The organism is Bradyrhizobium sp. 139 (assembly GCF_023074175.1).
Lineage (GTDB): Bacteria > Pseudomonadota > Alphaproteobacteria > Rhizobiales > Xanthobacteraceae > Bradyrhizobium.
In genome coordinates this window covers 66,884-81,897 of record NZ_JADPKS010000152.1, presented here as the reverse complement: position 1 = coordinate 81,897, position 15,014 = coordinate 66,884, and the positions used below count along the sequence as shown (strand labels likewise).

At 57.8% G+C, this 15,014-nt stretch carries 7 protein-coding genes; 3 read left to right on the top strand and 4 right to left on the bottom strand.

Annotation, left to right across the window (positions count from 1 at the left end; genetic code table 11):
- Positions 1-534 precede the first annotated feature (534 nt).
- Positions 535-6,105 carry an ATP-binding sensor histidine kinase gene (locus tag IVA80_RS32695; protein WP_247439074.1) on the top strand — a complete coding sequence of 1,857 codons (5,571 nt, stop codon included), beginning with the start codon at positions 535-537 and terminating at the stop codon, positions 6,103-6,105.
- Between the two features lie 771 nt (positions 6,106-6,876).
- Here the strand turns inward: IVA80_RS32695 and IVA80_RS32690 are convergent.
- Entirely contained in the window at positions 6,877-7,503 is a 627-nt protein-coding gene (locus IVA80_RS32690) for an FMN-binding negative transcriptional regulator (protein ID WP_247439072.1), read from the bottom strand.
- Positions 7,504-8,429: 926 nt separating this feature from the next.
- Here IVA80_RS32690 and IVA80_RS32685 point away from each other — a divergent pair.
- Both IVA80_RS32685 and IVA80_RS32680 read left to right on the top strand, forming a co-directional pair.
- A complete protein-coding gene (locus tag IVA80_RS32685) occupies positions 8,430-9,776 on the top strand; it encodes a right-handed parallel beta-helix repeat-containing protein (protein WP_247439070.1) in 1,347 nt (448 codons plus the stop codon).
- A gap of 411 nt (positions 9,777-10,187) precedes the next feature.
- On the top strand, positions 10,188-11,117 hold the full coding sequence (locus IVA80_RS32680) for a TauD/TfdA family dioxygenase (RefSeq protein ID WP_247439068.1): 930 nt from the start codon (positions 10,188-10,190) through the stop codon (positions 11,115-11,117).
- Positions 11,118-11,898: 781 nt separating this feature from the next.
- On the opposite strand, the gene IVA80_RS32675 is transcribed toward IVA80_RS32680, so the two are convergent.
- From IVA80_RS32675 to IVA80_RS32665, 3 genes are all read right to left on the bottom strand, one after another.
- Positions 11,899-13,452 (bottom strand): carbohydrate porin, encoded by a 1,554-nt coding sequence (locus IVA80_RS32675; RefSeq protein WP_247439066.1) that lies wholly within the window; start codon positions 13,450-13,452, stop codon positions 11,899-11,901.
- Positions 13,453-13,701: 249 nt separating this feature from the next.
- A complete protein-coding gene (locus IVA80_RS32670; protein ID WP_247333138.1) occupies positions 13,702-13,845 on the bottom strand; it encodes a hypothetical protein in 144 nt (47 codons plus the stop codon).
- A gap of 864 nt (positions 13,846-14,709) precedes the next feature.
- The gene (locus IVA80_RS32665) at positions 14,710-14,859 is read right to left on the bottom strand and encodes a hypothetical protein (RefSeq protein WP_247278995.1); all 150 of its coding nucleotides are present in this window, start codon (positions 14,857-14,859) and stop codon (positions 14,710-14,712) included.
- Positions 14,860-15,014 lie beyond the last annotated feature (155 nt).

Here is a 15,014-nt window from a genome sequence, read left to right as displayed (position 1 = left end):
GAAGCAAGTTGTGGCGCTCGGGGCTTCAGTTCGCGCCAGGAGATCTCGCAATTGGCTCATGGGATGGCATTGGCGCATCGCGGCCCGGACGCTCAGGCCGATGCAGCGCTCAGAAGCCGGCGTCCAATGGCCTCGCGCGTTGTGCCGATCATGGGCAATCCGATCAGCTTTCACATGTCATTGTCTGCTTGAGCGGCAGCAGCGATCTGGGCGCTGCTGCACGTCGGGCAGTGGGCAGTGGGCCGTGGTCGGGTAACGGGCCACGAGCCGCTCTATCGAATACAATCCTTCGCCCACACACTGCGCTAGTCGGCAGCGCCCGCCGCCGATGCTGTGCAGGCCCGGCCGGCGCGCAGGATTGGGCTGGATCGACACGATCGGGTCACGTATTGGGTGTGTAAGTCGCATCTCGGCGTGCCGCGGTCCACTCTTTGGCGGCCTTAATCGGTACTCGCGCCGTTTTGCGAAGTCCCTTCACAAGTTCGCCCCATATGTGTCAGGTTTCGGCTCAGTCCTTATTGACCGGGCGGGCAAATGCCGCGGGACCCCCTCAGCCGAACTCTGTTCGGCCCAAATGTCGACAGTGACATCCAGCCCCTGTGGGAGGACGGTGATCGCGCGTTCTGCCGTGCGTGGCGCCGGCAAATCCACGGCAGCAGGGCTGTCGTGCTTGTCGTGCGGCCCATCACGGAACACCCCGCGACGCTCGACCGCCTCGCCCATGAATGTGAGCTGAGGGAGGAGCTAGACGAGGCATGGGCGGTGCGGCCGTTGGAACTCATCCGGGAAGCTGGTCGGACTATGCTGGTCCTGGAGGATCCATGCGGCGAGCCACTGCTAAATTTACTCGGGATCCGTATGGAGCCGAAGCGCTTCCTGCGCCTCGCTGTTGGTATAGCGAGGGCCGTGGGCAAGCTTCACCGGCACGGCTTGGTCCACAAGGACCTGAAACCCGCGCACATTCTGGTCAATTGTCCTGACGAACAGGTGCGACTCACTGGGTTTGGTCTGGCTTCCCGTCTTTCCCGCGAGCGCGTGCCGCCTGAGCCTGCCGAGTTCATCGCCGGCTCGCTGCCCTACATGGCGCCAGAACAGACCGGACGAATGAATCGCTCGGTCGATTGTCGCAGTGATCTCTATTCACTTGGCGTGACATTCTACCAGATGCTGACCGGCGCGCTGCCGTTCACGGGCTCAGATCCCTTGGGGTGGATCCATTGTCATATTGCAAGAAAAGCAATACCGCCCGTCGAGAAATCGCAAAACCTCCCGGAGCCGATATCTCAGATTGTGATGAAACTCCTCGCGAAAACTGCCGAGGAACGCTACCAGACTGCCGCTGGCCTTGAGCACGATCTGCAACACTGTCTCGCAGCATGGGCCAACCACGATCGCATTGACCCATTTGAGCTCGGCACAGACGACACACCTGATCGGTTGCTCATCCCCGAGAAGCTCTATGGCAGAGCCCTTCAGATCGAGGCTTTGCTTGCCTCTTTCGATCGCGCGGTGAAGAGCGGCGCGCCGAGGTTGGTGCTCGTCGCCGGTTACTCCGGTGTCGGTAAGTCTTCGCTCGTCCAGGAGCTACACAAAGCACTGGTGCCCTCGCGCGGGCAGTTGGTGTCAGGCAAATTCGACCAACTGAAGCGCGACGTTCCCTATGTGACGCTAGTGCAGACGTTTCAGAGTCTTGTCCGTCCTCTTCTCAGCAAAAGTGAGGGCGAACTCGCCACCTGGCGGCAAGCGCTCCGGGAGGCGCTCGGCGCGAATGGACGACTGATGGTCGAATTGATCCCCGATCTGAGCCTGATCATTGGCGAGCAGCCCGCGGTTGCTGAGCTTCCAGCCCGGCAAGCGCAAATTCGTTTCCAGCTGGTGCTTCGCCGCTTTATTGGCGTGTTCGCCCGGCGAACCCATCCTTTGGTGCTCTTCCTCGACGATTTGCAGTGGCATGATGCCGCAACGCTCGACTTGATCGAGGATCTCCTGACCCAGTCGGATCTGCACCTGCTGCTCATTGGAGCTTACCGCGGCAACGAACTTGATGCAGGCCATCCACTCAAACGCAAGCTCGACTCCATCAGGAGAGCCGACGTAAATTTCGAGGAGATCACGCTCTCGCCGCTCACTGCAGACGATGTCGCGCAGTTAGTCGCGGATACCCTTCGCTGCGGACCAAAACGCGCTGCCCCGCTTGCAAAATTGGTGCATCAGAAGACGATGGGTAATCCGTTCTTCGCCATTCAATTCCTTTCTGAACTGGCCGAAGAGCAGCTGTTGACGTTCGATCACGAGTCGGCGCGCTGGCGATGGGATCTCGAGCGTATTCACGCAAAAGCGTACACCGAGAACGTCGTGGATCTGATGCTCGGCAAGCTCATCCGCCTGCCCGAGGACACGCAGGACGCGCTGCAACAGCTGGCCTGTTTCGGCAACATCGCCGGGACGGCGGAGCTTGCGATCGTGCTCGAAATTTCGCAGGAGCAGGTGCATGCGACCCTGTGGCCGGCGATCCGGCAGGAACTGATCGCGCGCCACGGAACAGCCTACCGCTTCCTCCACGATCGCGTTCAAGAGGCGGCCTACTTGCTGGTGCCGGAATCCTCGCGCGCTCCTGCCCATCTGCGGATCGGTCGGATGCTGGCGGCACACGTCCCTGCGCACAAACGCGAAGAGGCTATCTTCGACATCGTCAGCCAACTCAATCGAGGTGTCGCGCTAATTGCCTCCGGTCAGGAGCGTGAGCAGCTCGCAGAGCTGAATTTAGTCGCAGGGCAGCGTGCCAGGGCGTCGGCGGCCTACGCCTCGGCACTCACATATTTCACCGTCGGTGCTGCGCTGCTCGCGGAGCACTCTTGGCGAAGGCGCCACGAACTCGCGTTCGCACTGGAGACAAGCCGGGCCGAATGCGAATTCTTGGTAGGCCAGCTGGACATTGCAGAGAGCCTCCTGTCCGTACTGTCGAAGCGCGCCTTGAACGCACCCCAGCGAGCAACGGTCGCATGTTTGCGGGTCGATCTTTACTTGACGCTCGGTCAGCACGGGCGGGCAGTGCTCACAGGGCTCGAATATCTTCACGACGTCGGGATCGAGTGGTCGCAGCATCCGACGGACCAGGAAACATTAGCCGAATATCAGCGGATGTGGTCACAGCTGCCCGACGCAATCGAGGATCTTGCTAGCTTGCCTGCAATGACAGATCAGACCACGCTTGCCACGCTTGCCGTCTTGACCCGGATTCTTCCGCCCGCAGGTTTCACGGACGCCAATTTATCCGCTTTGGTCATCTGCAGAGCTGTCACCATCAGCCTCGAATACGGCAACACTGATGCTTCTTGCGCCCATTACGCATGGCTAGGCCGAATCTTGGCCGGGCGCTTCGGTGACTACCAAGCAGCTGACAAATTTGGTCGTCTTGCTTGCGACCTGGTTGATCGCGGTGAGTTCTCCCGCTTTCGGGCTCCCGTCTATTTGGCCTTCGGGTGCAACGTGATCCCGTGGACGAAGCCCCTAAGAGGTGGCCGAGTTTTGATTCGGCGAGCGCTCGCAGCTGCGGTCAGCAGCGGCGATGTCATCTATGAGGCGTACAGCTTGCTTCATCTAACCTCAAATATGATGATGGCCGGAGATCCCCTAAAAGAGGTACAGAACGAGATAGAGAAAAGCTTTGCTACGATACGGAATAGAAAGGTTCAGTTTGCTGCCGATACCGTAGCCGCTCAGCTCGCAATCATCAGAAGCATGCGCGGCCTCACGCGCTCATTCGGTTGCTTCGATGACCAACAATTTGACGAGCTAGACGTCGAGCGATCGTTGGCACGGACTCCGGAGCTGTCACCTAGCGGAACCGTCTACTGGATCCGCAAACTTCAGGCGCGATTTATGGCCGGCGATTATGCTGCGGCTGTTGATGCTCGCTCCAAGGCGGAGCCCAAATTATGGACCATGCCGACAGAGCCCTTGATCGCGGAGTTTCACTTCTATGGTGCGCTCTCTCACTCATGTTATTGCGACAAGCCCGGCGAAAGCGAACAACAGCAACATCGGGATATCATTGATGCCCATTACAGACAGCTGCAGATATGGGCGACGAATTGCCCCGAAAATTTTGAGAACCGGGCTGCCTTGGTCGCCGCTGAAATTGCAAGGCAGGAATACCGCGATGCAGACGCAATGCGACTGTATGAACACTCAATCCAGACCGCAGCACGTAACGGTTTCGTCCACCACGAGGGAATCGCTTGCGAACTTGCAGCGCGCTTTTATGCTGCGCGCGGTTTTGACAGAATCTCCCGGGTTTACCTGCAGGACGCGCGGCGCGGCTACCTTCGTTGGGGAGCAGATGGCAAAGTGCGTCAGCTCGACGAGCTGACTCCCCATCTCAACCATCAGGAGACCACTCCTGCCGCGAACGGAATGAGGATCGGAGCTCCGGTTGAGCATCTTGATCTCGCGACGGTGACGAAAGTGTCGCAGGCGATTTCCGGCGAGATTGTTCTTCAAAAACTAATCGACACGCTTATGCGGACTGCCATTGAGCAGGCCGGCGCCGAACGAGGTTTGTTAATTCTGCTGCATGGAGGCGAGCCGCGGATCGAGGCGGAAGCCACAACGGTAGCGGATGCGCTGCTTGTAAAGGTGAATGAACAGCCCGTAACTCCGATGGCACTTCCCGAGTCCGTGCTGCATTTCGTCCTACGTGTCCGCGAAAACGTCATTCTCGAAGATGCTGCCGCCGAGCCTTCATTTGCGGAAGATCCGTATATCCGCGAGCGCAAAGCGCGTTCTATTCTTTGCCTGCCACTGATCACGCAGGGTAAGCTGATCGGCGTACTTTATCTGGAGAATAATCTCGCCGCGCGCATATTCTCGGCTGCCCGCAACGCGGTGCTGAAAATGCTTGCCTCGCAAGCTGCAACAGCGCTGGAAAACAGCCGGTTGTATAGCGAAGTTCAGCAACGGGAATCGAAAATCCGGCGCTTACTCGACGCTAACATCATCGGAATATTTATCATTCGCGAAGGAGGCGAGATCATCGAGGCAAATCAAACCTTCCTCACGATGGTTGGATACGATCGAGAGGATCTCGTCGCGGGGCGAGTGAACGGTCTCGACCTGACACCGCCAGAATGGCACGAGCGCACACTGGATGCTGGAACAGAAGCAAAAAGGACCGGAGCTGTTCAGCAGTTCGAGAAAGAGTATGTCCGCAAGGATGGCAGCCGCGTGCCGGTGCTAATTGGCCTCGCCGTCTTCGATGTGCGAGACGACCAAGGTGTTGGCTTCGTCCTCGACCTGACAGAGCGAAAGAGAGCGGAAGCGGAAGCCCATGAAAGCGAACGACGGTATCGCGAGACTCTGATGGGGCTGGCACACGCCAATCGGATCACGACAATGGGACAGCTGGCCGCCTCAATCGCCCATGAGGTCAACCAGCCGATTGCCGCGATCAGCAGTAATGCGGGGGCGGGGCTAAATTGGCTCGGTGCTCAACCGCCAAATCTGGAAGAAGTTCGGCAGACCTTCGGTTTGATTGTCCGTGACAGTATGCGTGCAGGGAACGTGATCCGTCGGATCCGCGCTCTTATGAATAAGGCTCCTATGCAAACGGAGCTTCTCGCAATTGACGAATTGATCTTAGAGGTGCTGGCGCTAGTTCGCGCGGAACTTGCGAAAAATGATGTATGGGTGCAAACGCGACGGACTGAGGCGTTGCCGCTCGTCCGCGCAGATCGCGTCCAAGTCCGGCAGGTGATTCTCAATTTGATCACGAACGCCATCGAGGCCATGAGCGAGATCAACGAAGGCGACCGCGAGTTACTCATCAATGCGGGGACAGATGACTCGAATAACGTAGTGGTCACTTTTCGGGATACGGGTCCAGGACTCGATCCGAACAGCGCTGACCGCGTGTTCGAGGCGTTTTACACCACCAAGTCCGAAGGCATGGGCATGGGGCTGGCCATTTGCCATTCTATTATTGAGGCGCACGGGGGCCGGATGTGGGCGGGCGCCAATGATCCTCGCGGGGCCGTCTTTCAGTTCAGCATGCCGGTTGCGCCGGAGGGCGTGGATCGGTCGGAACAGGTCTCTTCAACGTCTTAGGCTCGAGTTCGATATCGAGCAGGGCGCTCCGGGAGCCCCGATCATCGTGACAGAAGCGAGCGGCGAGACCTCGAGGATTTGAGACATTCGCGTTTCTTACTGCCCATCGGGAAGTGTTGGAACGAGCGCAGATTGTCGCGAATTGTCAGAAGGTCTACAGTCTGACCGTAACGTCAGATACAAGACGCTTTGAGGGCTTCCTGCAAGTCTCTTGAGACTTGCAGGGCGTCAAGCGGAATCAGACGAAAGCTGCACATTCAGTGTTCGAGAGAGTGCCGGCAATCGCCCTGCAAAGCATCTTTGTTTGAGTCGGAAGGGCGATATCAATGCGGAGATTTACTTTAATTGCATGCAACCGTCGCCTGTGGCTGCGCAGAGTCTCGGTTTGGCTGATCAGTTAGAGCCAATCGCAAGTGCTAAAGTGGTTTAGGAAGGGTTGCTTTGATAACAGTGGAGCCAGCGCAGCCCCCTTGAATCCGATCTCACTGCAGAGAATTCCTGTCATGCGCCCCGAAGCAGGCCCCGGATTGCAACCGGTGTACCGCTCTTCTTCTCCGGAGTTGGCCTCGGGGCCTCGCGCCGCTGCTGCCGCTCGCAATAGCTGACGCGCAAGCGATGGCGTCGTGTATGGTTTTCTGTGCTCTGTAAAAGCGCCTGACGCGAGCAGGAACCGACCGCCGCCCGCGCATCGCTGCGCAGAAGGAGACCAGTCGAGGATATGGAGAAAATCCAGGTGATACCGCGTCGTTCACAATGCGTCGTTCGAGTTCGTCATCCTTTCGCAATGAGGTGAGCCACACGACGGTCTTCGTCACGGTCGCTCTTCGATAACCCTTCGATGACGCCGGCGCGATCCGCCGCGTTACGGTTCTGGCTCATCTTCCACGTGCCATCGAGCCGTGTAATCTGCAATCGCAGACCGACAATCCCCTTAAGCTCCGTTTTGATGAAATCGGCAGGGGCGTCAGACACCGCCCAGCGGTCTTTGCCCGAGCGCTCATGCACATCGGTCAGCCGCGTGACCACCTTTCGCAGCCGATCGGCATCATCGAAGAATTCGACCGGCCCGTAGGCATGCACAGCGACATAGTTCCACGTCGGTACGGCCTCGCCTCTCTCGTGCTTGGTCACGTACCAGGAGGGGCTGACATAGGCCTCCGCTCCAGCGAAAATGGCCATCGCCTCGCCAGTCGGTGTTAGCTTCCACTGCGGATTCGCGCGCGCCACGTGGGCGTAAATCGTGCCCATGGAGCCTTCGCTCTCGTCGAGTACGACGGGCAGCATCGTTCCAACAAGACCTTCGTGAGTAGCGGTGATCAGTGTCGCCGAGCGTGCCTCGCGCATCGTCCGATGAACGTCGGTGATATCGACAACTTGGAAGGAGGGCGGCGTGTACATCGGCGAAGCTCCCCGGCAGCCCGACGGAAAGCCGGGCAACCCATGATTCGGACTGGGGTACGCCTCATGCTGGATCACAAAAACAATCAGTTTTGGTGGGTGGTTTCATTCCTCCGCGCGCTAGGCCCCTGGGGCAGTAAACCTATGATGCGTCAAAGGTGCAGGTGCAGATCGGAGGGTGCGTTTTCACGCTGGTCAGCCGTTGCCTTCTATGCGCCGCTTGCAGACGAATTCGGCTCTTCGTGGCGATGACTGCAGCACATGAGCAGCTTCACCTTAGGGCTATGAGTGGGACGACCAGAATTGCGGCTGAGCCCTGCCGCATCAGCTCGCCGCGCCGCGAGTCGCAGGTTGGCGGTGACTGGCTGTGCTAGATCCGTCCCTGGCACTGGACGGATAATCAAAAACAAGGAAATCGTAGCCATTCCGGCGGCGTGATGATTGCCGGTCATGAAATCGATAGGAGGCGTCCGTCCGTGTCATGTGTCTGGCACGCGACATACGGGGCCAATCTGGCCCATCTATATCGCAGAAGAAGGGGCCTGACATCCGACGTGCAATCCAGGAAGACGAGGATCCCAGCCGCGCCGCCTATCTGTTTCCCGCGGGATGCGAATTATCATGCATCACGCGTTCTGGTGCTGGTCGAAAATGCCGAAGAGCTCAAGCGCCTCCCGCCGGTCCAGCAAAACGTCGGGAGCGACGGCCCATCCTCCCAGGCCAGACGTGTTGCACCCGACAGTATTCCGCTGACGGGGCTCTCGAAGCATCGACCGCTGCTTCATCGGCCGTGATTGGCTCAATGGCTACCCAGATCCATCACAGCTGGTGCGGAGCCTGCGGCCGCACACCTCCGCTGTTGCGTAGCATGGTTCCGATATTCCGATCCTGCCTTATTGAGGACGATCTGATGGCGTTAACGCCGCATGCTGATGGCCTATGCCAGTTCAGCATTTGAGTTCGAGAGTTCAAATCCTCGTGCGGGTTTTCCGGGTAAGGGAGAGCACATGCCTATGAAGGACGCGATGAAGCACATCAAACGGTCGTTGCGCGTGCTCGGTGGACTTGCTGTCGTCGTCGGCGTCTCTTCCGTGCTCGGATCGAACAATGTGCGATCGGAAGCCCTCAAGGGCTTTGGCTCTGCAGCGACGGGCGGCCTTGGAGGCGAGGTAGTTCAGGTCAGATCAACCAAAGCTCTGAAGTATGAGTTATGTCGTTCGTACAGCTTCGGGCACTGCAATGACAATAGTCCGCGCGAGATCCAGGTAGCCGCAACCATAGACTTTACCGGTACGGAAGGGCAAGGCGAGGGGCAGGGTTGCCAATACGGCCGTGCTTGTTCGGCACCTTACAAAAGTGAGTCCCTTCTCCTTATGGATGGCAACGATGCGCATTGCGATGGCAAGGAGAAGACATTGGTCGGCTTCGACAGGGCCGGCAAGCGCCCGCTGGAGATTGGCTCAAACAAGACGGTGATCGGCGTTGGCCCGAGCGCTACAATCAAGGGGAAGGGGCTGCGCCTAAATGGGGTGAGCAACGTCGTTATTCGCAACCTGACCATCAGTGATATCAATCAAGGCGTGATATTTGCCGGCGATGCTATTGCAATTGCACGAGCCGACCTGGTTTGGATCGATCACAACCGATTTCGTAATATCGGGCGGCAAATGATTGCCGGCGGCCTTGGCCCTACCACGAATATTACGATTTCCTGGAACGACTTCGATGGCAGCGATACCTATTCCTCCTATTGTAACGGGGAGCACTATTGGAATCTCCTGTTTCTTGGTGTCCCGCAGACGATCACCATCGCAAATAACTATTTCCATGAGATCTCAGGGCGGGCGCCGCACATTGACGGTGCGCAGGCTATTATTCATCTCCTTAACAATTACTTCCACAACACGAATGCGCAACAGAGCGGCGGATTCTTCCATGCAGTGGATGCTGGACCATCTGTGCAAGTACTGATCGAGGGCAACTCCTTTGATAACATTGAAACACCTATAAAGACTGGTAGTGGACATATCTTTGGCTTGTTGGGCAAACCCAGCCGGGCCGTGCAGAACATCTGTCTCACCGTGCTCGGACGTCGGTGCATCGAGAACATCGCGATCCCAGTGCCGCGGATCAATGGCTTTCGCCTGGATGAAGCCGTAGTTCAATCGTTTGGAGCTCTTCCAAGGTCATCTATTCCTCTTCCATTTCCAGCCGATGATGTTTCGGCAGTGATCACGGCCAGGGCAGGTCCCGGACACCTTGAGAGCCGGTGATGGTCCGTTCGCAGAGGCGGCTCGAGACTGGCCGATTGCCGCAAACTGTTAAGCGGAGGGCGCATACTGGACGAGAACAGCACGCACAGCTGGCTGCCCGACGTTGCACGAGGACCGTATGGCCTTTCTCTTCGGGTGCCGAGCGGTACATTTCCTGTCGATTATGTATGCGCCCTATGCCTTTCGCCGCCGACCCGGGTGACGTTGGAAAGAGGGTGGGAGGTGGCATCGAGTTCCTGGCAAACCGTTCGACTCAAATCCGATCCCGTACCTGACGGGCGTTCACAGCTCCGTTTTCCGACTGGCATGGTGCTTGCTCGAGAGTACCCGTAGCGCGAGGCTCGCCTACGAAACCTAGTCACACGCGCCCTTGTCCGCTTGAAGAATCCGCAAAGCTTGGAAAAATTCGCAATGAAACAAACGGCTTCGACCGAGAGTGTCATTCCACTGACCGACGTCGTCAAGCGCGCAGCGCGCATCGGTGTTGAAATCAGAAATATCAGGCTCTCGGGTGATTTACCGAGCCAAACCATCGCTGGGATCAACAGCTTGCTGCTCGAACACAAGGTGATCTTCTTCCGTGATCAGGGGCATCTTGATGACGCGGAGCAGGAGCGCTTTGCTGCTTGTTTGGGAAGGCTGGTGCCGCATCCGACACTCGGTACGATCAATGGAACGACCTCGATCATCGAGCTTGATTCCGCGCGCGGAGGTAGCCGGGCTGATGTATGGCACGCCGATGGAACCTTTCTCGCGGCGTATCCTAGACTTGCGGTGCTGCGAGCCATTGTGGTCCCATCGTCCGGTGGCGATACGATTTGGTCGAACGCTGTGGCCGCCTATCTGGATCTGCCGCGGCCGCTCCAACGGCTTGCCGACGAACTCTGGACCGTTCACAGCAACGCCTTCGACTACGCCGGGACCTGCCGTGTTCGCGAAATCGACCAGAAGCATTTTGATGAGGTCTTTACCAAAACGATCTATGAGACGGAGCACCCGGTGGTCCGTGTACATCCCGAGACCAGCGAGCGCGCGCTGGTGCTCGGCGATCTGGTGCAAAGGTTTATTGATATTCCAAAACGCGACGGTCAGAAGCTGTTTGATCTATTCCAGTCTCATATCACGGCACCCGAAAACACCGTACGCTGGAGCTGGAAAGAAGGCGATGTCGCGATCTGGGATAACCGCGCAACGCAGCATTATGCGGTCAACGATTACGGTGACCAGCATCGCGTCGTTCATCGTGCCACAATCGACGGTGACGCGCCCGTCAGCGTCGACGGTCGATGCAGTGTAACGCGCCTCAAGACGACGAAGCACCCGTCCACGAAGGTGGCCTAACAAGGCTCGGCAAATTCACCGATCATGCACTGCTCTTATCGCATGTTCGCGCGAATAGATGTTTGAGAAGAGAAGTGAACCCAGCAGAACGCCACGCGCAATTGGATGGGAGGGCTAACGCGCCGCAGACTCGGGAGGCGACCTCCTTGCTGGAGTAAGATGCTAAAGCTCGTCTCGACCGGCGAAAATGAGTCAGCATTCGAGTGGCGCAAGCCATCGGGCCGCGTCCGGTCGATTTGCCGCCGAAGGGGGGCACGTGTCCGCCGATCTCGCGCATCGCCTTTCGGCCAGCGCCACGACCGTCGGACAGATATAGCGATTGCCGTAGTTGGTTAGCTTTGGCATCTGTGTCGCGGTTCCGCTTACCACACCTCTTCGGCGTGAACTAAGCTCCGAGGGCACGATTTCGGCTTGTCATGGCAGAGTACGAGCTCGGACGCGAGTCTGACGAGCTGCACCAGCAATCATCCAAAAGCAATGTCGCTGCCGCAAGCTCAGCACTCGATTGAACAAATGAGCATCGGAGATCATTCCGCGGCCGGAGGGTATAGCTCTTGCGCAAGTACGACGTCGGCCTATCGCTCTTAGACCGAAGCAGCAAAGGCTCTAACCTACCATTCCCAACAGCATGCTACGTTGGATATCACGGCTCAATTTACGTGGTACCCGGCTTCGCGTCAGGAGCACAGCGGATACCAAAATCGCCGTGATGGGTGGCCCACACCGTTGAAAAGGGCGAGTGGGATATCGACTACATGACGGTCCGCGCAGTCCTGAGAGCCTAGAAGAATATCGACGTAGATACCAATATATTCAGGGCGTGTCCTGTTTGCGGCGTGTAGGTAATGCTTGTCGGGTGATTGATGTACGTCAGTCCTACGGTTGTATATATCCCGGGCGCCAGATGCGCAGTATACAGTCCCGAAATTGCTGTGCTGTCCCGGTGCGCCAGCTGCTCTTTCGCCAATGCAGCGTCCACCGCGAAATGGCTCCAGATGGTGTTGTTGACAACAAGACTCATCTGATCAGTGGGCCGGCTGTCAAACAGGCCCTTCGCATACAGGCGAAGCTCGTAGTACTGACTAGCCCTATTTAGGTCAGGCGGAGCGTACATCGCAGAGAACCCGCCATAGATTCCGCGAGATGCCGAGCCATGGACGGCAGACTGCCAGAATTGCCTATCCGCAGCTACATAGTAGACGCTGTTCGCCTTGGCTGTCGGTTGCGTCGGATGCTGTAGGTCCGTGTAGCTGCTGTTGTTAAAGCCCGCGCCAGCCCGCAGCCAAGTCTCGGGTACCCCGGGAGTAGGCTTGTTCTTATAGCAAACTTCATCAAGTAAAAGAATGCCCGCGTCGCGCGTGCTCCAGTTCAAGCCAGTGGGATTTTCGCTTACATGCGTATGTTGACCGGCTGGACTAAGCGAGCGCTGGATTGAGAGCTTGTTATATAAGCGATCGTCAAAATTGTACTTCAGATTAAGAGCCGGCGTTGGCGCCCAATTGTTGCTCATGCCTGCTTGGAACAGCATCTTCGACGAGGGTCCAAAAACTTTTTCTCCGGCACCCGCAAACTCATGTTGGTTCCTGAGGTAACCCACTTTGAGTTCGATCTTCCTTTCGAAGAACGTTTGATAGTAGGAAACTGCATTGATTCCCAGTCGGTCTGGCCCGGCGCTCTTCCATGTCCAATATTGATGCTCGGCTCCCACGACGATCTGACCGTCGGGAATTCCAAACCGAGCGAGGTCATAGGTCACGATCATAGAGTTGACCGTACTAAATGTCGGATTCTGGCCGACATATTGTTGATTGGCGAGGGTGCTTCTGGTCGCATTACCGAGTTGATTGTTGACAAACGTGTTTAGGGTCCAGCCGGCGAATCCAATCCCGAGATCCGAAAGCTCGGATCTGACAGAAGCTGTATCCTGATCTATGGTGTCCGCAGGACCAGGCCCAGTGAACGCCGCCCCTTTTTCGCGGAGCTTCTCGAATTTTGCGAATGGGTCAATCTGCTTTTGACTTCTGCTCTTGGCGGTGACCTCCGCACTGTCGCGCGTTGTGGTAGACCTAGCTGCTTTTGGCAGCGAGTTCCCAGAAAGGCGCGCTGCTCCTTTGGGCCGGCCGCTTCGGAAGGTTACAGCCGGATTCGAGATTGTTTGGCTTCTTGCCTCGGCGAGCTCATCGGGGCTGTGACTTCTAGGGCCAGAGATATCACGAGGTTCTGCCTCCGCCGAACTGCAGGCGAGACTAGCTATCAGGGAAAGGAGAATACGCCCTCTTGGCTTCGCACTTGGGCGAGAGATGAAAGCAACTGCGCCAGCCGAGTATGCCCGCATGGATACTGGCCCTATACCGCAACAATGCATCGTGATTTCCACGTCCGTCGATTTGAATAAGGTGCACGTCCACCTGACGGCCTAGACCGGTTCGCGATTCTAGTGCTCAAGGCGGTCTCGGTGACGCTTGAGGCCAGGCAGCATCTCTATGCCAACGAGACCCGCTCAGCCTTCCGCGCTATCACCACTGCTGGCGCAGCTTGGCCAACGTGGTGGTACCCAGCGCGACGCAACCCAGCCGCTCGATCGCTAATCGAGTGCAAGCATCTGCTGCACCGTGTCGAGACGGGGAGTGGCCTGCTCGATGTGACGTTCGCTGGCAAGAGATTGGCGGCCAGCGCCGGAGCCCAGGGATTCTCGCGACAAATCCGCTGCCACGAGGATGTTCTTCAACAGAGAGCCGCGCTAGCTGAGCTCGCATAAGAACACGCCGGACCCTAGAAACGCCCGCAGCTCGGTCCATGGGATGAAGCACAGGCGGGCAGAAGGGGCTAACATCTTTTGACGCCCGTAAGCTCGCTGAGGCCGGAACGAGGCCTCGATTGGCTCTCATGGGAAGATGGAGAGCGCGATTGGAGGCGTTTTGATAGCTGCGGGACCAGACAGAACATCCATCAGCTCGATTGGATTTACCGGATCTATATCGCATCGCGACTTCGTCCTTGATGTGGCCCGAGCGAGTTTCACCGGCACTGACTGGCATGTGTCCGTCATCTCCATCAATTGCTAGGGTTGGTAGGTTGACCGGGCGCGGGCCCGTCGGCCTCGCTGTGCGAATCGTAGGTATCGTGCCGCTCGGCGCGAGACCGTCCCGGCGTCAGGGACGAACTCCGGTATGGCAGCATCGAGGGGTGCCATTCGGGAAGGTCGCTTCGATTCCGGTTGCGAGGCTCTTACGGGAAACTTGTTTCGATCCCGCGGGATCCGGTTCTAACTGTGGTGCTCGATTATCGTTGGCGCCGTGTCGCGCCGGCGCTGGTCCTTTTGTGCTCTTTGGTCTAGCTCATCGCGTCGACCAGCTGCTGCTCTGGATTGCACGCAGCGATCCGTAGCGATCCCGGTCGAGCGGCGACCATGCACATCAATAGGATCCGTCGTGCATCACCACGAAGCGCTCCTCTTTGCTGGGAGTTCGTATCCAGCGTAGACCGCAGGCTGATTGCGGTATCCCGGGCTGCCAGCGCTTGAGGAGGTCGAAACATCCTCGTACATCCCGACGAGCTCGATCAGGTTTTCGATACCGAAGTCGCTGAACGCCTACATCTCATCTTCTCCGACGCGGTAGACCCAAATGAAGCCGTCCTCGATCGCCATTTTGTTGGCGACGTCCCGCAGCCAGTCGTCGTCCTGGTCGAGGTCCGCGGCCACACGGGCAATGGTGGTGATGTGATGAACTTTGTCGGTCACGCCGCTTGAGCGGACTGCATTGCAGTCGGGGGCGTCCAATTCCCGGGAGCAACTCGCCTAGCTGTCTTCGCGGCTAGGGCCGGGTCGGCTCTCGTCGCGCAGCTGCGCACGGCGTCCTTTACGAATTTGGCGCTGTACGTGAGTGCACCAGGTGA